Origin of the sequence: Plesiocystis pacifica SIR-1 (assembly GCF_000170895.1) — a bacterium.
GTDB classification, from domain to species: Bacteria; Myxococcota_A; Polyangia; order Nannocystales; family Nannocystaceae; genus Plesiocystis; species Plesiocystis pacifica.
This window is the reverse complement of sequence record NZ_ABCS01000085.1, coordinates 1-23761: the sequence shown is the minus strand read 5'-3', so window position 1 is coordinate 23761 and position 23761 is coordinate 1. Positions and strand designations below refer to the sequence as shown.

Sequence of the window (23761 nt, the reverse complement as noted above, 5' to 3'; positions counted from 1 at the left end):
TTGGCGCAGGCGCAAGGGCGCGCGCCGAGCGAGCTGTGCCGGTCGGGCGGGGCTCTCAGCGCCAGACCTCGAAGCGGGCGAACTCCCCGGTCGCGTCGGCCCAGCGGGCCTCCAGGCCGTCGACCCGAGCCGCGGGCGGCCCCTGGTGGCACCACCGCTCGAGGGCCTCGAGGGCGGGCCGGGGGCCCTCGGCGCACAGCTCGACGCGGCCGTCGGGGAGGTTGCGCACCCAGCCCACGAGGCCGAGCTCGCGGGCGCGCTCGCGGGTGCTGGCGCGGAAGTAGACGCCCTGGACGCGCCCGGATACGAGGGCGCGCAGGCGCAGGTGCGATGCCGTCATGGCTCCAGTGTAGTCCACGCCCGCGCATTGACCTGGGCCGCCGCGGCCTCCATGCTCGTCGCATGGGCAGCGAGGCGAGGCGCGTGGTGGGATGTCTGGGCCTGGCCTGCTCGCTGATGGCGTGCACGCCCGAGGACCCCGTCGAGGCGCCGACGACCGCGGGCGAGGGCGCCGACGAGGTCGGGACCAGCGAGGACACGGGCACGGAGACCGACAGCTCCGAGGCCGAGATCACCGAGACGGACACGGAGACCGACACGGGCGCCCAGGAGTGCGCCTGCGCCCCGGGCACGGATCTCATCTACGTCGTGTCGAAGTTCGGCGACATCTGGACCTACGACCCGCCCACGGACACCTTCGCCGAGGTCGGCCCGATCACCTGCGGCAGCGGGCTGGTCTACTCCATGGCCGTCGACCACGACGGCCGCGGCTGGGTCCTCGACCTCGACACCCGCGACCTGTTCACCGTGGACCTGGCCGCGCCCCAAAACTGCGCCGAGCCGCCGTGGGTCCCCGGCAACGGCGGCTTCAATTACTTCGGCATGGGCTTCGTCAGCCACGACACCCTCGAGGTGTGCGAGAAGCTCTACCTGCACAGCTACAGCGGCTCCGGCCCCTTCAGCGAGGGCGAGGATCTGGGCAGCCTGGCCGTCTACGACCCCGCCGACGGCAGCCTCGAGACCCTGGCGAGCATCGACTTCGACGGCGGGGAGATCGACGGCACCGGCGACGGGCGGCTGTTCGCCTTCGCCGGCGAGAACCCCGTCAAGCTCGTCGAGTACGACCGGGAGAGCGGCGAGGCGCTCACCGTGCTCCCCCTCGAAGGCCTCGACAAGACCTCGGCCTCGGCCTTCGCCTTCCACTCCGGCGACATCTACCTGTTCACCGAGGCCGACGCGCCCGAGTGCGCCGACTGCCTCGAGGGCTGCTCCGAAGAGTACGCGGCCTGCCTCGAGGACCCCGAGTGCGCCGAGGCCCTCGACTGCGCCCTGACCCAGGGCGAGGTCACCGACGAGTGCGGCGGGCTGATCTACGCCAGCGTCCAGGACTGCATGGCGGGGACCTGCCACGACGCCTGCTTCCCCATCGGCGGCAAGCTCAGCCAGGTCCACCGCCTCGACTGGGACGAGAGCGAGGGCAACGGCAAGGCGCTGAGCCTCGTCCACCCCCTCGCGCCGCTGCGCATCGTGGGCGCGGGCACTTCGATCTGCGCGCCCTTGCAGGTCCCCTGAGCTCAGGGACTGTGAAGTTTTCACAGTCCCTGTCTGCTTTCGCCGTCGTGGACGACGCCACGCCCTCCCTGCCCCACGTCCACGACTCAGCCGTCGTGGACGACGCCACGCCCTCCCTGCCCCACGTCCACGACTCAGCCGTCGTGGACGACGCCACGCCCTCCCTGCCCCACGTCCACGACTCAGCCGTCGTGGACGACGCCACGCCCTCCCTGCCCCACGTCCACGACTCAGAGACTGTCAACGAAACCACGCCCCCGCTTGCGGGGGCGACCACCAGCCTTCTCGAAGGTACGAACTCCATTGCCCACCAAGCCAAAGCGGAGGAGCGGATAGCGACGAAGCGCCCCCGGTCCTCAGATGCTTGTGGGGGTAGAGCAGAACTCAGCCGTCAGGGGCAGCTGCTCGGGACCGGGTCCGGGAGGGTCTGGGGGTCGGTGCCGTCGTCGTCGAGGCGCACCGCGGCGAAGGTCGAGCCGTCGAGGTCGAAGACGAGGGGGACGGTGATCTGGCCGACGACCTGACCGCAGGCGGTGTCGGGGTCGATCCACTCGCCGTTGAGCTGGACGCTCGCGGTGATGTCGGACCCGGTGACGGGGTTGTTCGCGCCGGCGATCTCGGTGGCGCCCCACGGCCAGATCATCGGGCCCGCGCCGGGGATGGGCACGTCGGGGTGCGGCGTGACGGGGCCGTTGAGCTCCCGCGGGGTGGTCGAGGAGCCGACGTCGAGGCTCAGGGGTTGGACGTCGATGTCGGCGATCCAGCCCTCGCCCTCGGGGACGGCGTCGACGGTCATGATCCACTGGAGCGGGAGATCGGGACCCAGGGTGGTCTCGACGGCGAGGAGGTAGGTGCCGCTGGGATCGTCGGGGTCGACGCTGGTGTCGGTGCTCGTGTCCTCGTCGGTGTCCGTCTCGGTGTCGGCGGTGTCCGTCTCGGTGTCGGCGGTGTCCGTCTCGGTCTCGGTGGTTGTGTCGGTCTCGGTCTCGGTGGAGGTGTCGGAGCTCGACTCGGTGGTGTCGGAGCTCGACTCGGTCTCCGTCTCAGTGGACTCGGTGGACTCGGTGGACTCGGTGGACTCGGTCTCGGTGCCGGTGCTCGACTCGGTCTCGTCGGTCGTCGTGTCCGCGTCCGTCTCGCCAATCTCGTCGTCCGTGGGCCCCGAGCTCGGGCCACAGGCGAGCATCGAGACGCTGAGCGCACTGCTGATCACCAAGGAACGTGCGCGGGCGCCAAGGCTCGACTCAAACCATTGCATGCGCCGATGCTCGCACGCCCGTGCTAGCTTGGCGAGGTGGCGAGCGCCCCTGGTCCCTCGCCGGACACGGCCCCCGAGCCGTCCGGCGCCCTCGCGCCGCGGGTGTGCCTGGCCCTGCTCGCGCTGACGGTGCTCGCGGTGTGCCTGGTGACCCGCCTCGAGCTGCGCCCGCCCGCGCCGGTGGGCCTCGACGCCCCCGCCACGGCCTTCTCCGCCGCGCGGGCGCGCAACACCATGGAGGCCATCTTCGGTCCGCCCGGGCAAGAGCGCCCGCACCCCATCGGCTCCCAGGCCAACGTCGAGGTTCGAGAGCGCATCGTCGAGGCCCTGCGCGACCTGGGCCTCGAGCCCGAGGAGCAGCGCGCCTTCGTGTGCCTGGGGTGGCGCTGCGCGTGGGTGGTCAACATCGTCGCGGTGATCCCGGGGACCGACGCGGGCAGCCACGACACCCTCGGGCTGGACGCCCGGCCCGGCGCCATCATGCTGGCCGCGCACTACGACTCCGTCGCCGCCGGCCCGGGCATCGGCGACGACGGCAGCGGCGTGGGCATCGTGATCGAGAGCGCCCGGGCCATCCTCGCCGGCCCGCCCCTGCGCGACGACCTGGTCTTGCTCATCGACGACGGCGAGGAGACCGGGCTGTTCGGGGCCCAGGCCTTCGTCGACCAGCACCCCCTCGCGCCCAGCGTCGACGCCGTGGTCAACGTCGAGGCCCGGGGCTCCCGCGGGGTCTCGCGCATGTTCGAGACCAAGGGCCCGAGCGCGTGGATGATCGACGCCTACGCCCCGGAGGCTCGGGCGCTGCGCGGCCAGCCGAGCTCGCTGTCTGCCGCCATCTACGAGCGCATGCCCAACGACTCGGACCTCACGGTGTTCGGCCGCGCGGGCATGTCCGGGCTCAACTTCGCGTTCATCGGCGGCGTCGAGCACTACCACACGCCCAACGACGACTTCGCCCACCTCGACTGGGGCTCGGTGCAGCAGCAGGGACAAAACGCGCTCGCGGCTGCGAAGGCCCTGGCGAGCGCGGACCGCCGACGCGCGGACACGGGGCGGGTCGTGGGCCTGCACGAGGCCAGCGGGGCGGGGCTGGACCACGTCTACCATCCGGTGCTGGGCCTGGTGCCGCGTCTGCCCGAAGCGTGGGTGTCTGGGCTGAGCCTGGGCTGCCTGGTGCTCGCAGCGCTCGGGTGGCTCGTCGCCCTGCGTCGAGACTGGCGGGAGCAGGGCAGGGCGGCCGCGCTCGGAGCTGCGCTCGCGGCCCTCGTCGGCGTGCCGGTGGTTCTGGTCCTCGCAGGGCTCGCGGGCGCGGGGGTCGAGGCGCTGGTCCAGGCCCTCTCGGGCAGCGCGGCGCCCTTCGTGCTCCATCCGGGGCCGCGCTGGCTGGCCCTGAGCGCGGCGGCCTCGTTCGCGCTCGGGCTCGTCGGCCTGGGCTTCGCCCGCTTCGCTCCGAGCGGCGGCGGGATGGCGCTGCGCGGAGCGATGGCGGTCTGGGCGGCGCTCCTGGCCGTCGCCGTGGCCTCGCTGCTGCCCGGCGGCGCGCTGGTGTTCATGGTCCTGGCCGTCGCCAGCGGCGTGCCCCTGGCGGCGCACCTGCTCGGGCCCGAGGGGAGCCGGGCCGTCATCGTCGAGCTGTTCGGGGCTTTCGTGTTTGGCGAGGTGCTGCTCGTGCTGATCCTGTCCCTGGGCGACGCCTTCGGCTTTGGCCAGCCGATCAGCGCCGCGCTCGCGGCCCTGATCGCGCTGGTCTTTGCCCCCGCGCTCGGGCTGTTCGCGGCCTCGCTGGCGGCCGCGGATCGGCCCAAGCGCGCCCGCGCGGGCCTCGGTGGGGTCGGCCTCGTGGCCCTCGTCGCGGCGGTGGTCGCTGGCCGCTCGCCGGTGTACTCGGTCGACCACACCCTGCCGCTCACGGCGATCACCACCCACGACCGCAGCACCGGCGAGTCCGAGGTCGCCCTCGAGGTGATGCGCGAGCGCCCGGCGGATCCCGAGGCCCTGGGCATCGGCGCGCAGCTGCGCCCGCGGCCGCCGTGGTCCTTTGGCCCGCTCTTGGGTCGGGGTCGGGTCGAGGTCGAGGCGCAGCCCGAGGGGCTCCACGTCGAGGACGCGAGCGCGGGTGAGGGGGTGCTCCCCGGGCACTCGACCCTCGAGTTTCGCCTGCGATCGGGGCGGGGGTCGCCGTGGGGCATGCTGCTGATCCCCGAGGCCCTCGCCATCAACCTGTCCGTCGAGGTCGAGGGCGCGCCCGTGGGCACGCGCGAGTATCAGTGGGCGCCGGCCGGGGAACAGACGCAGACCTTCTACGCCGTCGGCCTGTTCGGGCTGCCGGACGAGGGCGTCCGCGTCGAGCTCGACCGGCGCGGGCCGTTGCCGGCGGACGCGGTGCTGTGGACCGTCGACTTTCGCCTCCACGCCGCCGAGGACCCGGCGACCCAGGCCCTGCTCGCGGCGCGGCCCGAGCACGCGGGGCCGATCCAATCGGGCGACCGGGAGGTGGTGGTCGAGCGCGTCGAGCTGCGGGCATTCGGACCTGGGGCGCGGTAGACTGGCCCCGTGTCTGAGGACGAGAGGGGGCCGGGGGCCCACGGGGGGCCGGCGCACACCTTCAGCTCGGAGATCGGGGCGCTGCACGAGCACGAAGGCCCGGCGGGTCCCCGGGCCCACGGGGGGCCGGCGCACACCTTCAGCTCGGAGATCGGGGCGATGCACGAGGGCCCAGGCCCAGGCCCAGGCTCGGGTGGGGGTGGGGGTCGAGGCCGCGGCCCGGCCTTCCGGACCTTCGACGACGTGTTCGAGGGCGCGCCGCCGTCGAGGCTCGGCGACGACGATCAGCCCTCGATGATCATGAGCCGATCCGAGGGTCGTTTTTGGCGGTGGGTGGGCATCCCGCTCATCGTCGGCGCCCTCATCGGGGCGGGCGTGGCCATGTGGCAGTTCCGCGGGTTCTTGTTTGGCGTCGACACCGGCGAGACCGACGAGACCGAAGTCGTCGCTGAGGTGGAGGCGGAGGCTGAGGCTGGCGCGGCAGACGAGGACGAGGCGCCCGAGCCGACTCCCGAGCCAACTCCCGAGCCCGAGCCGACGCCCGAGCCCACGCCGACCCCCGACGCGACCACGGGCGGCGAGACCCCGACGCCCGCGCCGCCCGAGCCCACGAAGGCCTTCACGGCCAAGGTCGAGACCCTGAGCACGGCCGTCCGCGGCAAGGTCAGCTCGGGCACCATCGAGGCCAAGCTGCGCCCGGTCGATCAGGCCCTCGAGACCTGCTGGGCCGACGCCGTCGCCAAGGGCCAGCGCGAGACCGTCGAGCTCGAGCTGCGCTTCACCATCAAGTGGAACCGGCGGGCCCAGGGCATCGCCGTGTCCGGCGAGGGGGCGTCCAAGGTCGTGCGCGACTGCGCCAAGGGGGCGGTGCCGCGGGCAGGCTGGCCGGAGCCCAAGGACCTGGGCAACGCCGTGGTCACCCGCCGTTGGCAGCTGCGCGCCGAGTCTTCGGGCTGATCGATCCCAGACTCAGGCCTGCTCGGCCCGCAGCCGCTGGTTCCAGTAGCGCTGGCACAGCGGGTAAGAGCGCAGCAGGTTGTGCTCGACGGCGCGCTCGAGCAGGCCGCCGACGGCGGGGATGCTGCACTCGACGGTGGCCTGGGTGCGCCAGTGCATGCCGGCCTCGCCGCGGGGGTCGGCGCGCATGTGTCCGTGGATCCACAGGCGGTCGCCGAACACGGTGGTCCGCTGGCGAAAGTGGAAGATCTGGGTGGCGCGATCGAAGCGACCAAACTCCTCGTAGCCGAGGGACTCGCCGACCAAGCGCGCCGCTCGCCCGGACACGTCGAGCTTGGGGTGGGCCGCGACGTTGCGCAGGATCTCGGTCTCGGTCTCGCGGTAGGCGGTGATGCGCGGCTCGGACCAGCGCAGGCCGTGGAGGAAGGTGTCGCGGTTGAAGTCCTCGTCGAGGTAGAGGGCCCAAAAGCGCGCTGGGGTGCACTCGACGGGGAGGGAGACGTCGCAGCGGCGCATCGCCCGAGTGTGCGTCGGGAGCCCGGGGAGAGCGAGCGACGCAGCGCACATCGAGCAGCGGCGCCCGAGCGCGCGGCGTGGGCGGATCCGGTGCTAGCGCTAGCTTCGCTGCCGTGGGCCGAGGCCGAGGGCATCGACGTCAGGGCCATGCGGGCCAAGCTGCGCTTCGTCGGCATGACCCCGCGCCGGCACACCAGCCCAACACCTGGCGGTGGTGGCAGCACAGCGAGTGGGCGGCGAGCTTTCCCCTTCGGCGATCAAGAACGCCACGCTGCCCTACGGCCTGTTCGGCTACCTCGCCAACGATCAGCCCAAGGTCGCCCGGACCCACCCGCCGCGGCTGTGGGCGGACAACCTGCTGGCCAAGCTTGCGCAGACGCAGCAGGCGGTACTCGGCCGCGCCGGTCTTCATGCCCTGGTAGGGGCGAGCCGGGCGGCCATGACGACGATGGCGACGGCGCTGTCGCTGCTCACAGCGTCCTCTCGACGGTCCGCTGGGCGCGGAGCTGGGCGCGAGCGCGGCCCTTGGCGCGAGCCCGGGCCCGCGTCGCCGCTTGCTTGGTGAGGGCGCCGCGCTTGGTCTCGGCCGCGTCCTCGGGCCCGACCGCGTCGACGCCGAGGACCTCGGCGAAGGCCGCGGCGATGACCGCCTCGCTGCCCGTGCCGAGCGCGCTCACGTCGTCGGGCTGGCGGATGGGCTCGGCGGCGGGGGGACAGGCGGCCCCGAGGCTCACGGCGCGGACGCCCGCCTCGTTCGGGTCGAGGCCCACCAGGGGGTCGATCCAGCCGGCTTCGAGGCAGGCGCACAGCGAGAGGAAGCCGGGCTCCGGGTCGATCATCAGGAAGCCGTCGTCGCGGTCCTCCACGTGCCCGCGGCTGAGGCCGGTGTCGCGCCAGTTGCTCCACCCGATGGTCACGCAGGGGCGCACGCTGGCGATGGCTTCGCACAACGTGCGCACGCCGGAGTTGGCCGCGCTGTAGGCCGCGCCCGCGGCCGCGCCGAAGTGCCCGGCGACCGAGCCGAACACGGCGAGGTAGGCCGCCGGCGGGAGGTGGCGGTGGAGCACCCGGGTGCCCTGGGTCTTGGGCGCGACCACGGCCTCGAAGCCCTCGACGGTCTCGTCGGCGAGCAGGCGCGCGGGGAAGCTCCCGGCGAGGTGCATGGCGCCGTCGAGGGGGCCCCCGAGCAGAGCCTCGGACGCCTCGATGATCGCGGCCACGCGGCCCTCGTCGCGGATGTCCGCGGCGCGGTAGTGGACGGTCCCGAGGGTCTGGAGCTCGCGCAGGGCCCCGGCCAGCTCGGGATCGTCGGCGGGGTCGCGGCGGCCCACGAGGATCAGCCGGGCGTCGTAGTGGCGCAGCAGCCCGCGGGCGACCTGGCGACCGATGCCTCCGAGGCCGCCGGTGATCAGCAGGCGCTGGCCGGGGGCGAGCAGGCCCGCGCGGGCCTCGCTGACGTCGGGCTCGGCCTGCTCGAGGCGCGGGGCCATGCGCAGGTCGCCCTCGAGGTAGAGCTCGGGCTCGGGGTGGGGCGACTCGAGGCTCTCGAGCAGGGTCCGCAGCTCGAGCATGGCCCCGCGCGAGCTCGGCGGATCCGAGAGCTCGACGAAGCGCGCGTCGAGGCCGGTGAGCTCGCGGTTGGCCGCGCGCAGCAGCCCGCGGACGATGCCGCGCCGGGAGCTGTGGGTCAGCGCGGCCGCGCAGGGGGCCTCGTATTGCAGGTCGCGGGGCAAGACCACGGCCACGCGCAGCCGCCGGGGCCGCGCCGCCAGCTCGCGCAGCAGCCCGAGCAGGTGGACGATCAGGTCGCGCTCGTCCGGCCTGGGGTCGGCGAAGATCACCGCGATGGCGGCGTCGTCCTGGACCAGGTCCGCGACGGAGCCGAGCCGGCGCAGCCCCGGTCGCAGGGCCATGAAGGTGTCCGCCTTCGAGCTCGAGCCGACCACGGCGATGGACTCGGCGGACCGCCGGTCGCGGGCCGGGCCGATCGGGACCCAGGTCCAGCGGTGGAACCAGGGCGGCACGGTCCGGTGGTTGCCCAGGCCGCGATCGAGGCGCCGACGGACCGCGTCGAAGTCGCCCGCGGCCGCCTCGGGCTGGGCGCGCTCGCCTGCGCGCTCGCCTCGCTCGGTTGGCTCGTCCTCGGTGTTCGCGGGCTCGAGGCCGTCACGTGGTGCCGGGGCCAGGAGCGCATCGGGCGAGACGAAGGGCCGCACACAAGCCGCGCGCAGGCTGTCCTCGTCGACCTGTCCGTTCGCGCGGAGCGGGATGCGATCGACGAAGTGGAGCGCGCGGCCGCCGAGCATCCCGCGGATCGCCTCGACGCGCGGGGCCGGCAGCGAGCTCAGGCTCACGAGCCAGGCGTGCTGGCCCGCCTCGTCGAGGTGGATGGCGTGCAGGGCGGGGGAGTCCGCGACATGGGCGAGGATGGCGTCGGTGCGCGTCATGGATCAGCTCCGTCTCGGGTGTGCACCGAGCGGAGGATCTGATCATGTCACCGACGCCAAAACTGCGTGGCACCATCGAGTTGGCCGATGGCCGTGTCGCGCATTACTCGAGCCGAGCGTTGCGACCAAAAGACCAACTCTGGTCCTATAGCCAGTCGATGAAGTCGACGAGCTTTTGGGTCTCCTGGGCGACGACGTCGGCCATCTGCGGCCCGATGGAGTTGGTCTCCTCGTAGTGGTCGCCGTCGGCCTCGCTGAGGTAGGCCGGGAAGCCGAGCACGAAGTCGTACTCGGGGATGATGTAGCCGAGCTGGTCGTTGCCCAGGCCGATGATCCACGTATAGGGCGAGTCGAGGCGATCCTTGAGGTAGGGGCCCTCGGGGGCGTCGTCGAGGTTCGGCGGGTTGTCGTTGTTGGGGTCGAGGAGCGGGACCTCGGCGGTGAACATCTGCGAGCCGTCGTAGCCGCCCACGGCCAGCTCGGGGAGCAGCTCGCCGGGCACCGTCACCATGCGCACGGGCCCGATCTCGACCACGCCCATCTGGGTCTGGACGTACTGCCCGCCGTTCATCTCGAACACCTCGCGGTCGAAGATGCCGAGCATGAACAGCAGCTTGAAGCCGTCGTTGATGATCTCGATGAACATCGACTGGTTGGCGAACTGCAGCCGCGGGTTCTCGATCACCTCGCCGTCCTCGACGGCGGCGACGGTCAGCTCGCCGAGCAGCTGCCCGATGGTGTCGGCCTTCTCGAACTCGCCGGTGCTCCAGGTGTCGCCGTCGGGGCTGTCGGTCTGGATGCCGAGCGGGGTCATCATCCCGCCGAGCGCCCCCGAGATGAACACCGCGGTCCCGCCCAGGCCCTCGACGCCCTCGGCCTGGGTCCAGGTCGAGCCGCTCTCGACGGTCTTGCGCAAGGCGTGCACGTAGTCCGAGGTGATCAGGTTGTTGTCGTCCGCCATCGCCTCGGGGTGGCTGGCGTAGTTGATCAGCGTGGTGATGGTCTCGCCCTCGGTGTCGGCGAAGTGCAGCACGTCGATGTCGGGGTCGACGACGAAGGGATCGCGGGTGTCGTTGCTGACGTTGCGGATGCCCTTGTCGGCGTCGCCCAGGCTGGCCTGGGAGGCGTCGCCGCGGCCCACGGTCAGGGTCCCGACCTCGGTCAGCTCGCCGATGGCCTGGGTCACCGCCGCGGCGATGGTCGTGCGCACCTGGATGCGGTAGTCGGGGTCGAAGCCGTTTTGGCCGAAGGACTCCCCCCACAGGCCCATGGTGTCCGGGCCCTCGTGGTTGTGGGTCGAGTGGACGATGAGGTAGTCGACGTTCTGCGGCTCGAGGAGCTCGCGGATGGCCACGACCTCGTCGTAGAAGTAGCCGACGGTGTCGATGGCGACGATCGCCACCCGGGTCTCGCCCTGGTCGAGGACCATCGCCCGACACCCGATCCCGTCGCCCTCGCCGACCAGGCCCAGGTCGGCTCCGCGCACGCCAGCGGCCGGGCGGTTGTTCTGGAAGCCGGCCATGAAGATGCGCTGGAACTGCCCGTCGCCCTCGCCCTCGTCGGGGCCGGGGTAGTCGGCCTCGCCGGGGCACAGCCGGTCGCAGCCGCAGTCGTTGAAGTCGTCCTCGTCGTCGTAGGTGCCGTTGCCGGCCACGTCGTCCCAGCTCTCGTAGCAGTCGGGCTCGAGGTCGAGGACGGCCACGCCCACGCGCAGCGGGGCCTCGGGGTCGTCGGGGCAGTCGCCGTCGGGCCCGTCGGGGCACCAGTCCTCGGGGCGATCGCCGGGGTAGGGCTCTTGGCCGGTCTCGGTCTCGGTCTCGGCCTCGGTGTCCGAGCTGTCCGTGCTCGCCTCGGCCTCGGTCTCGCCGTTGGTCTCGGTGCCGTCCTCGCTCGTGGTGTCCGCGCTCGTGCTCGACTCGGTCTCGCCGTCCTGGCCGACCTCGTCGTCGCTGGTGCCCGCGCCATCGTCGGCGCAGCCCAGCCCCAGGGGCAAGCTGGCGAGGGCCACGGCGAGGCCCAGGTGGCGGCCGAGCCGGGCGCCTTTGTCACGCGTCTGGTCACGGGTCTGGGAGGACAGCCAAGGAGCGAGCGTGGTCATTCACGGAGTGTCGCACAGCCGCCCGGCACGGCGTTCGCAGCCGCGCCGCGTTTTCTCTCCGGGTGGGCACCGGAAAACGTGGGATCCTCGGCCCATGTCCGACGACGCCCCCGAGTTCGCCGATCCCGAGCGCTACGCCGAGCTCGCCGCCTTCGACGGCGAGTACCGCGATCTGTGGTGGAACTCCGATTTCCTCGCGCTGATGGCCAAACGTTGGCGCCTGGCGGGCAAGCGCGCGCTCCTCGACGTGGGCTGCGGCGCGGGCCACTGGGGCTGCCTCGTGCTCGGGTTGATGGACGAGGCGGCCACGCTCACGGGCGTCGACGCCGAGGCGGCCTTCCTCGACTACGCCCGCGAGCGGGCCGAGGCCAAGGGCTTCAAAGACCGCTCCCGCTTCGTCGAGGGGCGCGTCGAGGCGCTGCCCTTCCCGGACGCGAGCTTCGACGTGGTCACCTGCCAGACCGTGCTCATCCACGTCGCCGACGCCGAGCTGGCGCTGCGCGAGATGATCCGGGTGCTCCGCCCGGGGGGCGTGCTGATCTGCTGCGAGCCCGACAACCTCGCCGGCGACCTGGCCCTGCTCGGGACCTCCGTCGAGACCCCGGACGTCGACACCCTCGCGATCCTCGCCTTGCTGATGCGTTGCCAGCGGGGCAAGCGGGCCCTGGGCGAGGGGGACGAGCGCGTCGGCCATCGCCTCGCCGCGCACATGGGCCGCCTCGGCCTGAGCGAGGTGCGGGGCTACACCAACGATCGCTGCATGCAGCTGTTCCCGCCCTACGACCCCGCGATGCGCCTGGTCATCGAGCAAGAGCGCAGCTGGGCCGAGCAGGGCATCGGCATCTTCGCGGGCACGGAGCACGACGCCCGGCGCTGGTGGGACGCGGCGGACTCCGAGGCGCCCGGATCCGACGACGACTTCGAGCGGGGCTGGGGAGCGATCCGGCGCCACGTCGACGGCTTCGTCGAGCAGTCGGGGAGGGGGGCCTTCAGCGCGGGCCGAGGCTTCGTGTTCTACGTGGTCTCGGGCGTGCGCTGAGCGTCGCCGAGGTCTCGGTATCGCGGTCAACAGTGCTCGCGGTGGGGTCCACCCTGGGCGTTGCGCTGGTGTACCATCGTGACATGAGCGAGTGGTCAGGCCGGGCCATGGAGCTGGTGGCCAAGCTCCCGAGCGAGGGCCTCGAGCCGGGGCTGCGCGACGAGCTGGTCGCGACCCTGCGCGGGTTGGCGGTCGAGGCCGATATGGCCGAGCTCACCCTCGAGGCGCGCGAGGAGGAGCTCGCGGCCGCCCGCGAGCTCCTGGCCCGGCGCTCCTATCCGCTGATCCAGGTCCAGATCGACGTCCTGTGCCTCCCGATCGTCGGCCCCGTGGACGCCTCGATCATGGAGCAGATCATCGAAGAGGTGATGGGCACGGTCGTGGCCCGTAGAGCGCGGTGGCTGATCGTCGACCTCACCGGCGCGCTGCTCGGGGACGTCATCGCCGCGGACGCGCTCCGGCGCCTGTTCCGGATGCTGCGACTGATCGGCGTGCGCTCGGCGCTCTCGGGCGTGAGCCCGACGCTGGCCCAGACGCTGGTCCAGATGTCCACCCCCCTCGACATCCCCGTGCACCGCTCGCTCGCGGCTGCCCTGGACGCCGCCAAGCGAGGAGCCAAGCGATGACCACCGAATCGATCACCACGCGAACCTCTGTCTACTCCGTTCGTCCCGACGGCATCGTCGTACAGCGGAACCTGTCCGACGTGACCCAGACCGTCGAGGACGCGCGCGAGAACGTCGCGGCCTTCAACCGCATCGCCGATGGCCGCAAGCGCCTGCTCATCGTCGACGCCCGGGCCTTCCACTCCCAAGAGTCCGGGGTCCGCGACGTCTATGCCAGCGAGGAGGCGATGCGTTGCACCGTCGCGGCGGCGATCTTGACCAACATGTCGGGCCCGGGCCGGGTGCTCGCCAACTTGTTCATCTCGCTCAGCGCCCCGAAGGCGCCGACGCGGCTGTTCACCAACGAGGAGAGCGCCGTCACCTGGCTGAACAAGATCGGGCGGCTGCAGGGCCTGAGCTCGGGAACGAGCGCGTAGCGGACCGAATGCGGTCACTTTCGCCGCCGACAGTGTCGAAGGAGAGACTGTAGTCTTTTCGTGAGAGGGGGAACTTTACTCGACCATCCCACGGGCCGCGTTGTGTGGGTGTGGTGTGGAGCACTACGCGCGATCGGGCATGAAATGTCCACCAGTGTCAGCCGGCCACCTGGCCGCAATGCCGGACAATTCGGCTCAAGAGGCCGTTTTTTGGCCAGAACTGCGAATCCAGCCGTTCGCGTAGGCCAGCAGACGTGCGCGGCAACGCACAGAGTGCCATGACGTCATCCGTGTCGAATAGTCTACTGAATGAACAGAGTCGAGAAGTGCTAAACGATTAATTGGTGATATTTTTATTTTGTCGCTCGAGGGTGTTGATTTGGCCGGTGCTGAAAAGTATGCAATGAAAATGACACCATTAAAACGTTGACATTGAGGGCTGTTTAAAAGAAGCCTGAAGGCGTGATCGCATTTGTTGGTTGTTCTCGGCGTCGAGCCCGGCGCCTCGGGGTCGTGATCATGGGTCTCGGCGCCCTCGCGGCCTGCTCCGAAGAGGAGGGCAGCGACGAGCTCGCGCGGGCGGTGATCGGCCCGGAAGGCGGCGAGCTGGCCGGCGGAGGGGTGAGCGTGACGCTGCCGCCCAAGGCGGTGCTCGTCGACACCGAATTCGTGCTGCGCAGCAGCGATCGCCAGCTGAGCGAGGCGGGCTGGGAGCAGGTCGGCAAGGCCGTGGTCGTGGAGCCGAGCCAGCGCTTGTTGCTGCCCGCGAGCGTGCGCAGCACCGGGGCCGAGGCGCTGCTGATCGCCGGTGGAGCGGAGGAGGGGCTGACCGTGGTCCACGAGGGCGACTGGGCCTACCTCGAGTACCTGGGCACCATCGCCAGCGCCGCGCCCGACGCGGACAGCCCCGCGCCGAGCCTGGCCCTGCTCGAGCCGGAGCTCGACGCCTCGCCCGAGCAGCCCGGGGTGCACTTCGTCGACAACCTCCACGTCGAGCTCGCCCTCGAGGGCACGGACCGCGTGGACCTGGTGCTCTCGGCCTGGGACTACTCCGGGGAGAACCTGGCGCTCAACGGGGCGGGGCACTGCGCCTTCGAGATCGGCCACCTCGAGGGCGGGAGCCTGACCACGGGCTGCGCCAGCGGGCAGCTCACGGCCTCGATCCACGCGACCGGCGACTGGATCAGCTTCGACATCCTCCCGCTCCAGCTCCCGGCCCTCGACGCGCAGATCAGCGTCGGCGTGGTCGCCGGCGACGGGGAGCTGAGCTACGCCCTGGGCTACTTCGCGTTCGAGACCGCTGGTTGCTACCAGGAGGTCTGCGACGACCACGGCATCTGCGTCAACGGCTCGGAGCCCAGCTGCGAGTGCGACGAGGGCTACGCCCCGCCCCCCGACGACCCCCTGGGCTGCGCGTGCGTGCCCCAGTGCGGGGGCAAGGAGTGCGGCTCCGACACCTGCGGCGGGAGCTGTGGGTCGTGCGCGGACGGGATGGCCTGCGACGACGGGACCTGCGTCCCCGAGGGCGGCGGCACGGACGACGGCGGCACCGACACCACCGACACCACCGACACCACCGACGACGGCGGCACGGATACGACCGACGGCGGCACGGACACCACGGACGGCGGCACGGACACGACCGACGGCGGCATGGACACGACCGACGGCGGCATGGACACGACCGACGGCGACACGACCGGCTAGCCCGCAACTTCTAGACAGACCGAACACCCTCCTGGGAGGTCCCATGACCATTAATCGAAACCGGACACGACCCCTCGTCCTCCTCGCCCCGAGCTTGTGCGCGGCGCTGGCCCTCGGCTGCGCCGAGCCCGAGCCCGAGCCCTGCGTGAGCACGGAGCAGTTCTTCAAGGAGGCCGTGTGGGCCCCGGTGATGTCGCAAAAGTGCATCACCTGCCACAACGCCTCGGGCGTGGCCAAGAACAGCCAGTTCGTGCTCCAGAGCTCGGACTGGGCCGGCTACCTCGAGGCCAACCTGGCCACCGTCGAGCGCCTGTCGAAGCTGCAGTACGAGGGCGAGCCGTGGATCCTCGTCAAGCCGACGAACACCGTCGAGCACGGCGGCGGGGTCCAGTTCGAGCGCGGAAGTGAAGAGTTCGAGGCCTTCGCCGAGCTCGTCGAGCGCATCCAAAACCCGGTCGTCTGCCCGGACGAGACCCTGTCTGGGGAGTACTTCGCCGACGTCGAGCTCCTCGACGAGCTCGGCACCCTGCGCAAGGCGGCGCTGCACCTCGCCGGCCGGGCGCCGACGGCCGAGGAGGAGCTGCTCGTGGCCGCGGGCGGCATGGACAGCCTCGTCGAGGTGCTCGACGACATGATGCACGAGGAGGCCTTTTACGACCGCCTCGTCGAGCTCTACAACGATCACCTGCTGACCGACCGCTACCTGCCCGGGACCGGGGCCGTCGACCTGCTCGACAGCGTGACCTACCCCGAGGCCTACTGGTACGAGGGCATCGAGGACGAGGCCGAGCGCAACCTGGCGCGGGCGCGGACCAACGAGGCCCTCGCCCGCGAGGCGCTGATGCTCGTGCCCCACGTGGTCCGCAACGACCTGCCCTTCACCGAGATCCTCACGGCGGACTACACCCTGGTCAACCCGTGGTCGGCCCAGAGCTACGGGGCGGCGGTGAGCTTCGTCGACCCCAACGACCCCGAGGAATTCGTGCCCGCGACGCTGCCCGACCGGCCGCACGCGGGGATGCTGACCTCGACGATGTTCCTCAACCGCTTCCCGACCACGCCGACCAACCGCAACCGGCACCGCTCGCGCATGGTCTACAAGCTGTTCCTGGCCACGGACGTCCTGGCCCTGGCGGAGCGGCCCATCGACCCGACCTCCATCGAGGACTTCAACCCGACCCGGGAGAGCGAGACCTGCACGGTCTGCCACGCCAACATCGATCCCATCGCGGGCACGCTGCAAAACTGGGACGCGCTCGGCCGCTACAGCCCGCCAGAGGACGGCTGGTACCCCGAGATGTTCGCGCCGGGCTTCGCCGACGCCGAGCTGCCCGCGGGCGAGAAGCTCGACGCGACGGGCTGGCTCGCCGATCAGATCGTCGACGACCCGCGCTTCGCCGCCTCCCAGGTCCACATCGTGTTCGAGGGCCTGACGGGCCAGGCGCCCCTGCGCGAGCCCAGCGACGCGGGCGCGCCGGACTACCTCGGCAAGCTCACGGCCTTCGAGGCCCAAAACGCCGAGCTCCAGCGCATCGCCGAGGCCTTCATCGAGTCGGGCTACGACCTGCGCGTGGTCGTCGAGGCCGTGGTCCTCGGGCCCTACTTCCGGGCCGCGGACTTCGACGCCCCGTGGTTGTCGACGCACGAGGCCGAGGGCGGGAGCCCGGCCGAGGGCGCCGACGCCGAGGCCATCGCCCTGCGCGAGGCCGAGCTCGGGCCCGTGGGCACGGCGCGCTGGCTGACCCCGGAGATGCTCGACCGCAAGATCACCGCGCTGTTCGGGGCGCCCTGGCAGCAGCGGGTCGGGACCGACAACTTCCTGACGCGCTTTGACCAGTACCGCATCTTCTACGGCGGCATCGACTCCGACACCATCGTCGACCGCATGACCGAGCCCAACGGCATCATGGTCAACGTGGCCGAGCGCATGGCCAACGAGGTCGCGTGCTGGGGCACGGCGCGGGACTTCACCCGGCAGACGGACCAGCGCCTGCTCTTCCCCTTCGTCGACCCCGGCTTCGAGCCCGAGGACGGCAACGGCTTCGAGATCCCCGGGGTCACCGAGGCCATCCGGGCCAACATCCAGCACCTCCACTGGCACCTGCTCGGCGAGCGCCTCGAGCTCGACGACCCCGAGCTCGACCGGGCCTACGGGCTCTTCCTCGAGGTCTGGCGCGACGGCAAGCGCGGGCTGGCCCTCGACGAGTACGGCACCGGCCTGCCCGGGAGCTGCCAGGCGACCCGCGACTTTTGGAGCGACGAGGAGCTCCCCGAGTCGCAGCGCATCACCCAGGACCCCAACTACACCATCCGCGCGTGGATGGCCGTGATCACCTACATGCTCTCGGACTACCGCTTCTTGCACGAATAGGACAACCCCGATGGATCGCCGTGACTTCATGCGCCTCGCCGGCCTCGCCGGCCTCGCCCTCGTCCCCGGGGCCTCCCACCACGCCCGCGCGGGCTGGGCCACCTCGGGCAAGCCCCCGACCTCGAACCACGTCTACGAGGGCCCGCTGTGGGTGTTCGTCAACGCCTCGGGCGGTTGGGACCAGACCATGCTCTGCGACCCCAAGGGCCGCGAGAACGAGGAAGAGCTCGACCCCGTCAACAACTACTTCACCGACGAGATCGGCAGCGCGGGCAACCTGCTCTACGCCCCCGTCGGCTACAACGAGGTGTTCTTCCAAAAGTACTACCAGGATCTGCTGGTCATCAACGGCATCGACATGCAGACCAACGGCCACGACAGCGGCTCGCGGCACTGCTGGAGCGGCCGCCTGGTCGAGGGCTTCCCGAGCCTCGCCGCCCTGGTCGCGGCCCAGGCCGACCCCGGGCTGCCCATGGCCTACCTGAGCTTCGGCGGCTATGACCTGACCGCCGGCCTGGTCGCGCGCACGCGCAGCGGCAACGTCAACGCCCTCGGCCGCATCGCCCACCCGGACCGCATCGACCCCAACGACCCGGGGTCGAACTTCCACTCCTCGGCGGCCCAGGAGCTCATCACCCAGGCCCGAACCGGGCGCCGCGAGCATCTGCTGGTCGAGGCCGGGCTGCCGGCGGAGCGCGAGGCCATGAGCCAGATGTTCACGGCCTCGGGCGGGGCCAACGAGCTCAAGCTGCTCCAGGAGTTCCTGCCCGACACGCTCTCGGACCAGCCGATCCACCGCCAGGCCCAGGTCGCCCTCGCGGCCTACCGCGCGGGCATCTGCGCCTCGGTCAACATCAACTACGGCGGCTTCGACACCCACGGCAACCACGACGACAGCCACAGCGCGCGGCTGTACACGCTGATGGAGGGCGTGGACCTGCTGATGCAAGAGGCCGAGGCCCTGGGCGTGGCCGATAAGCTCATCGTCGTGATGGGCTCGGACTTTGGCCGGACCCCGACCTACAACGACAACAACGGCAAGGACCACTGGTCCGTGTCGAGCATGTTGCTGATGGGCCAGGGCATCTCGGGCAACCGGGTGGTCGGCGCGACGACCCACAAGGTCCAGCCGCTGACCGTCAACGCGGGCAGCCTGGCCCTCGACGAGGGCGGGGTGCGGATCCGGCCCGAGCACATCCACGCGGCCCTGCGCGACCACGCGGGCCTGGGCGAAGATCTCGCGGCTCGCTTCCCGCTCAACCCGGCGGAGTCGCTGGCGCTGCTGGGGTAGCGACTACCGCGGAGCCGCGGCCGGAGCGTTGGCGGTTCAGTAGTCGTAGGCGCTGAGGTCAAAGCCGATGCGCGCGCCGAGGGCTTCGTTGTTCTCGCGGTGCAGGTCCATGAGGGCCGCGGCGAGCTCCGGGGACAAAAAGCGCTTCTTCTTCCTGGGCCCAGAGCTGCTCGCTTTGGGCCCAGGCCCGGGCTTGCCCAGGCCCAAGCCCGGGGCGACGGCGCTGACCCGGCTGACGAGCTCGGCGGGGTGCAGGTCCTTGGGGATGCGCTCGCGCAGGGCTCGCTTGACGGGCATGGGGATGGTGTTGACCACCCGGGCGACGTTGGCCGCGAGCGGCGACCAGCTGGTGTTGACGCGCTGGCTGGCGTCGGGGAAGGGCCCGCCCTCGACGGCCATGAACGCGTAGAGGTGGCGCAGGAAGGCGTCGCTGTCCCGGGTGAACAGCTCGAAGGGCAGGGTGCACACGGCCCGCTCGCCGAAGCGCCGGCGGTAGTGGGCGTCGAAGGGGCCCCAGTCGAGGTCGCGGGCGTCGACGTTGGGCCCGTGGTAGAGGCCGACGTTGTAGCGCTGGAAGCGTCCCTCGCGGAAGTTGAGGTAGCGCTCGATGCTGGTCGAAAAGCCCGCCTTGAGCACCTGGCTGTAGGCCGACTCGACCCAGCGATCCTGGCGGCGGACGACGAACACGACCTGGGCGTTGGGGAAGAGCTCGGCGAGCAGGTCGGCGTTGACCCGAAAGTTGCTGTGGTTCTCGATCGGCCAGCCGACGATGGCCTCGGAGCTGATCAGCACCGTGGGCTCCTCGACGCGCGCGAGCCAGGCCGCGATCGCCTTGCGGTGGTGGCCCACGTCGATGTGCGCGGCGTTGCGGAAGAACAGCTCGAGCATGAAGCGCTCGATCGGCCCGTCGCTGGCCTGGGCGTAGTGGAGGGGATGGACGAAGCGCACCCCGGGCAGCGCGGGGAACACCCGGTCTTGGAGGAAGGTGGTCCCGGTCTTGTGCAGGCCGACGTGGAGGATGATGCGCTTGGGCTCGCTCATGGGGTGTGGCGGTCGTGCCCGTTGGGGGTGGAGCGGTCGGCGGGGTGGCGGTAGCCAGACCCGGGCTCGGCGGCCTCGCGCTGGGCGAGGAGCTCGAGGTTGGCGCGGGCCTCGGTCACGGCCTCGCGCACGGCGGGCCGGGGGTGTCGAGCCAGGCGCTCGAGGGCGGCCTGGCCCGCGCGCGGATCGGCGTCGACGCGGGCGAGGGCGTAGGCCGCCCGGACGCGGGTGAACACCGGGATGAGCAGGGGCCTGGACAGGCGCTCGATGGCCTCGAGGGCGCTCGCGCGGGTGTCGGCGTCGAGCTTGGGGCCGAGGGCGGCGAGGGCCTCGAGGGCGCGGTCGCGGGTCTCTCGGGGGCCCGTGCCCTGGACCAGGCGCGGCCCCGCCTCGGGGCTGCCGGCGGCGGCGAGGGCCAGGGCCGCCTCCCACCCGGCGGCGCTGCGGCCCTCCTCGCTGGCCAGGATCACGCCGAGCCGGGCGCAGGTCGCCGGGCTCGGCGGGTCGAAGGTCGCGAGCGCAGCGATGAGGTTCTCGCGGACCTCGGGGTGGGCCTCGGCCTCGAGGGCCTCGAGCAGCCGGGCCTCGATGGGCGCGCGGGCCAGGCCGGCACCCGAGTCGCCCTCGACCAGCTCGGCGAGGGCAGGGCCGGCCTGGAAGCGGACGTCGTCGCGGGCGTCGGCGAGGCGCTCGAGCAGGGCCTGGACGACGGCGTCGAGGGTGTCCCGGGCGCGGGCGGTCTCGGCCGCGTGGGCGCTTCGGGAGGCCGCCGGATCGCCGAGCCAGGCCTGGGCGCCGCGGCCGAGCAGGGCCAGGGCGATGACCCCACACTCGCGGATCAACACGACCGCGTCGTGCTCCGGGGCCTCGGGGGCGGCGTCGAAGTCGAGGGCCTCGAGGGCCCGGGCCAGGGCCGTGGGCGCGCCGAGCTCGGCCAGGCCGATGCGGGCCAGGGCCGCGTCCGCGGCGGCCTCGGGGCGCCCTTGGAAGTCCACGGGGCACGCGGCCTCGAGGGCGGCGAGCACGGTCTCGCGCTCGGCGTGCTCGGCCGAGGGCCACCACGTCGGCGCGACCAGGCCCAGCTCGTCGAGGAGCGCCCTCGACAGGTTGCGCACGGCCAGGTTGCGGGCCTCGGCCCGGGTCGAGCTGGCGTCGCGCAGGGCCGCCCCGAGGGTCAGCTCGGCCCGGCTCGGATCGCCCGAGCGGCGCCCGAAGATCACGAGCGCGCTCCGAGCTGGAGCAGCAGCTGCTCGAAGCTGAGGCGGACGTTGGGGTTGCGCACCAGCTGGGCCTGAAACAGCTGGATGGCCTGCATGTGCGCGGCGAGGGTGGAGGTGTCGATCCGGGTCGCGGCGGGCATGTCGGCCAGGCCCGAGCGCCCGAGCAGGAGCTCGCGCAGGTGCAGCAGCCACAGCTCGGCGAGGCGGCCGGCGGCGGCGCGCTGGCGAGCCGGCGACTCCTTGGCCTTGCTCGACTTCTTCTTGGCTTTTTTCTTGGTCTTCTTCTTGGCCCGGCCCTTGGCCTTGACGACCACGACCTCCTCGCGGGCCTCGGCCTCGGCGGCCGCAGCGGCGGCGAGCTCTCCGGGCTCCGGAGTGGCCTGGACGGCGGTCTTCCACGCCGACCACAGCGGCGAGCGATCGCCCCCAAAGATCGCGGGGACGCCGAGCTCGAGGGCGCGGAGCGTGGCCGCGAGCAGCTCCTTGGTCGGCTCGAGGCTCGCGTCGCTGAGCAGCTCGAGGGCCACGCCGGGGCTGCCGCCCGCGAGGGAGATGGCCAGCTCCCGGCGGCGCGGGTCGACCTCGAGGCCGCGGGCCTGGGCCAGGCGCTCGAGCTCGGCGTCGACCACGGACCGGGTGTCCTCGGTGTTCAGCGCCTCGAGCGGGATGGTCATGCACCGGCTCAGGATCGTGTCGAGGATGTCGTGGAGGTTGGTCGCCAAGAGCACCCAGTGGACGCCCGGGCGCGGCTCCTCGATGGACTTGAGCAGGGCGGCCGCGGCGGCCGGGTGCATGCGATCGGCGGGATCGATGACGATGACGTGGGCGGCGGCCTCGAAGGGCGCGTGCTGAACGCGGAGCGCGACCTCGCGGGCGGGCCCGGTGGCGACGGTCCGGGACTTGCCCTGGCCCTCGAGCACGGTGAAGTCGGTGTGCAGCCCACAGAGCATGCGCCGGCAGCTGTCACACTGGCCGCAGCCGACCGCCGGTGAGACCGCGCAGGTCAGCGCGCACGCCAGGCCCCGGGCCAGGGTCGCCTTGCCGATGCCGCGGGGGCCCGAGAACACCAGCCCGTGGTGCAGGCGGCTGCGGGCGATGGCCCTGGACAGCATGGCGGTGACGCGTCCATGGCCCACGACGCCAGGAAAGCGCGGGGTCGGCGTGGAGTCGGCGCTCACGGACCCGGAGCCTACCCCATCGACGCCTCCGATCTTTCGATCGCGGTCCCGGCAGGCGGGTTTCGATCCATTCCCGATTCCGAGGGACGCGGGCCTCCCCGCTTTGGCTCTGGCGTATCTTCCGCCGAGCGGTCAAACTGTGGCCGCGACATGAGCCACGAAGACGGAAAGCCTGGGTTCTTCACGCGCCTTCGCCGGGCCATCTCTTCGACCGTCGACGATGCCGTCGACGCCGTCAGTGACCCGGGCGCGGAGCTCGCGCTGATGCTCGACGACCTCGGCGCGGAGATCAAGCGAGCCGAGCGGGACCTCAAGTCCGCCGTGGTCGAGCGCAAGGTCATGGAGCGCCGCATCGGCGAGACCAAGAAGAAGGCCGAGGCCTGGCAGGGTCGGGCCGAGCAGGCCCTCAACCTCGGCGACGAGACCCTGGCGCGGGCGGCCTTGCAGCGCAAGGTCGAGATTTCCCAGGAGCTCGAGGCCCTCGAGGACAACCTCGTCGAGCAGACCAAGCTCGTCGAGGACATGCGCCTGCACATCGTCGAGTCCAAGAAGAAGCTCAAGTCCCTCAACATGCGCCGGGGCACGCTGATGGCCCAGGCGCGGGCGGCCAAGAGCGGGAGCTCGGGCTCGGCCGCGGCGGTGGGCATGGGCCAGAGCTCGCGGATCAACGCCATCGAGGACAAGATCGCGGCGCTCGAGGCCATGAACGAGGTCTACGCCGAGACGGCCAGCGCCGAGATCGAAGAGCGGCGCATCGACGCCGAGCTGCGCAAGCTCGACGAGCGCACCGAGCTCGACGACGAGCTCGCGGCGCTCAAGGCCAAGCTCGCTGGCAACGACCCCAAGGCCCTCGGCCGCGGGGACGACTGAGCGCGGCGGCGGGATCTTCGGCGCCGACACCCGCGAACCCATGACTACGGAGGACAGCGGCTGGCGCGAGGGCACCCTCGTCGTCCTAGGCCTGGCGCTGCTCCTGCTCGCGGTCTTTCCCTACTTCGAGGCGGTCCGCAACGCCAACGAGATCCCGCGCCTGCTCCAGGCCATGAGCGTGGCCGAGGCGGGGGAGTGGGCCATCGACGGGCCGAGCCGGCGGGGCATCGCGGTGGGGCCGGACGTGGCCCGCAGCCCCGCAGACGGGCGCCTGTACCCCAACAAGCCCCCGGGGGCGACGGTGGTCGGGGTGCTGGCCGTTCGGCTGGCGCAGCTCGGGGCGCAGGCGCCGACCCTGCGCGAGTTCACCTGGTGGGCGCGGCTGCTCGCGGGCGTGGTGCCGGTGCTGGTCGTCGCGGGGCTGGGCTGGCGGCGGCTCGGTCGCGACTTCGACCGGCCCACGGCGACGGCGGCGGTGCTGCTCCTTTGCCTGGGCACGCCGCTGTTCGTCTATGGCCGGCTGTTCTACGGCCACGCCCTGGCCGCGGCGCTGCTCTACGCGGGGGTGCTCGCCCTCGAGCGCGGGGTGTCGACGCGCGCGCGACCGCTG

The 23761-nt window shown here is 71.9% G+C and carries 18 protein-coding genes and 1 pseudogene; 11 read left to right on the top strand and 8 right to left on the bottom strand.

Annotated features, from left to right (window positions below; translation table 11 throughout):
- Positions 1 to 55: 55 nt before the first annotated feature.
- Positions 56 to 340, bottom strand: coding sequence for an acylphosphatase (locus PPSIR1_RS31105; RefSeq protein ID WP_006975202.1), 285 nt, complete (start codon positions 338 to 340; stop codon positions 56 to 58).
- An 83-nt stretch (positions 341 to 423) separates the two neighbouring features.
- Here PPSIR1_RS31105 and PPSIR1_RS31100 point away from each other — a divergent pair, with 83 nt between their 5' ends.
- Positions 424 to 1572 carry an NHL repeat-containing protein gene (locus tag PPSIR1_RS31100; RefSeq protein WP_157596152.1) on the top strand — a complete coding sequence of 383 codons (1149 nt, stop codon included), beginning with the start codon at positions 424 to 426 and terminating at the stop codon, positions 1570 to 1572.
- Positions 1573 to 1963: 391 nt separating this feature from the next.
- Here PPSIR1_RS31100 and PPSIR1_RS44360 read toward each other — a convergent pair whose 3' ends face one another.
- Positions 1964 to 2758: a hypothetical protein gene (locus tag PPSIR1_RS44360; protein WP_157596151.1), complete on the bottom strand. Its 795-nt coding sequence runs from the start codon at positions 2756 to 2758 to the stop codon at positions 1964 to 1966.
- A gap of 108 nt (positions 2759 to 2866) precedes the next feature.
- Between PPSIR1_RS44360 and PPSIR1_RS31080 the strand changes: the two genes are divergently transcribed.
- Together PPSIR1_RS31080 and PPSIR1_RS49670 are read left to right on the top strand one after the other, a co-directional pair.
- Positions 2867 to 5374 (top strand): M28 family peptidase, encoded by a 2508-nt coding sequence (locus tag PPSIR1_RS31080; protein ID WP_045117119.1) that lies wholly within the window; start codon positions 2867 to 2869, stop codon positions 5372 to 5374.
- 9 nt (positions 5375 to 5383) lie between these two features.
- Positions 5384 to 6331 (top strand): hypothetical protein, encoded by a 948-nt coding sequence (locus tag PPSIR1_RS49670; RefSeq protein ID WP_006975198.1) that lies wholly within the window; start codon positions 5384 to 5386, stop codon positions 6329 to 6331.
- A 12-nt stretch (positions 6332 to 6343) separates the two neighbouring features.
- On the opposite strand, the gene PPSIR1_RS31070 is transcribed toward PPSIR1_RS49670, so the two are convergent.
- The 3 genes from PPSIR1_RS31070 to PPSIR1_RS31060 all read right to left on the bottom strand — a co-directional run bounded on the left by PPSIR1_RS31070 (position 6344) and on the right by PPSIR1_RS31060 (position 11392).
- Positions 6344 to 6847: a DUF2505 family protein gene (locus PPSIR1_RS31070; RefSeq protein ID WP_006975197.1), complete on the bottom strand. Its 504-nt coding sequence runs from the start codon at positions 6845 to 6847 to the stop codon at positions 6344 to 6346.
- 470 nt (positions 6848 to 7317) lie between these two features.
- Positions 7318 to 9294: an SDR family NAD(P)-dependent oxidoreductase gene (locus PPSIR1_RS31065; RefSeq protein WP_006975196.1), complete on the bottom strand. Its 1977-nt coding sequence runs from the start codon at positions 9292 to 9294 to the stop codon at positions 7318 to 7320.
- Between the two features lie 145 nt (positions 9295 to 9439).
- Positions 9440 to 11392, bottom strand: coding sequence for a neutral/alkaline non-lysosomal ceramidase N-terminal domain-containing protein (locus PPSIR1_RS31060; protein WP_006975195.1), 1953 nt, complete (start codon positions 11390 to 11392; stop codon positions 9440 to 9442).
- 94 nt (positions 11393 to 11486) lie between these two features.
- Between PPSIR1_RS31060 and PPSIR1_RS44355 the strand changes: the two genes are divergently transcribed.
- The 6 genes from PPSIR1_RS44355 (at position 11487) to PPSIR1_RS31030 (ending at position 18842) form a co-directional block, all read left to right on the top strand.
- On the top strand, positions 11487 to 12431 hold the full coding sequence (locus PPSIR1_RS44355) for a class I SAM-dependent methyltransferase (RefSeq protein WP_006975194.1): 945 nt from the start codon (positions 11487 to 11489) through the stop codon (positions 12429 to 12431).
- Between the two features lie 83 nt (positions 12432 to 12514).
- Positions 12515 to 13057, top strand: coding sequence for an STAS domain-containing protein (locus tag PPSIR1_RS31050; protein ID WP_086001862.1), 543 nt, complete (start codon positions 12515 to 12517; stop codon positions 13055 to 13057).
- The gene (locus PPSIR1_RS31045; protein ID WP_006975192.1) at positions 13054 to 13473 is read left to right on the top strand and encodes a DUF7793 family protein; all 420 of its coding nucleotides are present in this window, start codon (positions 13054 to 13056) and stop codon (positions 13471 to 13473) included. Before PPSIR1_RS31050 ends, PPSIR1_RS31045 begins: the two co-directional genes overlap by 4 nt.
- A 462-nt stretch (positions 13474 to 13935) precedes the next feature.
- Positions 13936 to 15180, top strand: a complete 1245-nt coding sequence (locus PPSIR1_RS49665) for a hypothetical protein (protein WP_198154654.1) — start codon at positions 13936 to 13938, stop codon at positions 15178 to 15180.
- Positions 15181 to 15223: 43 nt separating this feature from the next.
- The gene (locus tag PPSIR1_RS31035; RefSeq protein WP_086001861.1) at positions 15224 to 17551 is read left to right on the top strand and encodes a DUF1588 domain-containing protein; all 2328 of its coding nucleotides are present in this window, start codon (positions 15224 to 15226) and stop codon (positions 17549 to 17551) included.
- A gap of 10 nt (positions 17552 to 17561) precedes the next feature.
- Positions 17562 to 18842 carry a DUF1501 domain-containing protein gene (locus PPSIR1_RS31030; protein ID WP_006975189.1) on the top strand — a complete coding sequence of 427 codons (1281 nt, stop codon included), beginning with the start codon at positions 17562 to 17564 and terminating at the stop codon, positions 18840 to 18842.
- Positions 18843 to 18878: 36 nt separating this feature from the next.
- On the opposite strand, the gene PPSIR1_RS31025 is transcribed toward PPSIR1_RS31030, so the two are convergent.
- The 3 genes from PPSIR1_RS31025 to PPSIR1_RS44350 are packed head-to-tail and all read right to left on the bottom strand — an operon-like array spanning position 18879 to position 22281.
- Positions 18879 to 19883 carry a sulfotransferase gene (locus PPSIR1_RS31025; protein ID WP_006975188.1) on the bottom strand — a complete coding sequence of 335 codons (1005 nt, stop codon included), beginning with the start codon at positions 19881 to 19883 and terminating at the stop codon, positions 18879 to 18881.
- Positions 19880 to 21103, bottom strand: coding sequence for a HEAT repeat domain-containing protein (locus tag PPSIR1_RS31020; protein ID WP_006975187.1), 1224 nt, complete (start codon positions 21101 to 21103; stop codon positions 19880 to 19882). The genes PPSIR1_RS31025 and PPSIR1_RS31020 overlap by 4 nt, the downstream gene beginning before the upstream one ends.
- Positions 21100 to 22281, bottom strand: coding sequence for a DNA polymerase III subunit (locus tag PPSIR1_RS44350; RefSeq protein WP_006975186.1), 1182 nt, complete (start codon positions 22279 to 22281; stop codon positions 21100 to 21102). The genes PPSIR1_RS31020 and PPSIR1_RS44350 overlap by 4 nt, the downstream gene beginning before the upstream one ends.
- A gap of 150 nt (positions 22282 to 22431) precedes the next feature.
- Between PPSIR1_RS44350 and PPSIR1_RS31010 the strand changes: the two genes are divergently transcribed.
- On the top strand, positions 22432 to 23151 hold the full coding sequence (locus PPSIR1_RS31010) for a PspA/IM30 family protein (RefSeq protein WP_006975185.1): 720 nt from the start codon (positions 22432 to 22434) through the stop codon (positions 23149 to 23151).
- A 40-nt stretch (positions 23152 to 23191) separates the two neighbouring features.
- Positions 23192 to 23761: pseudogene (locus PPSIR1_RS31005) on the top strand (hypothetical protein); the annotation flags it as partial.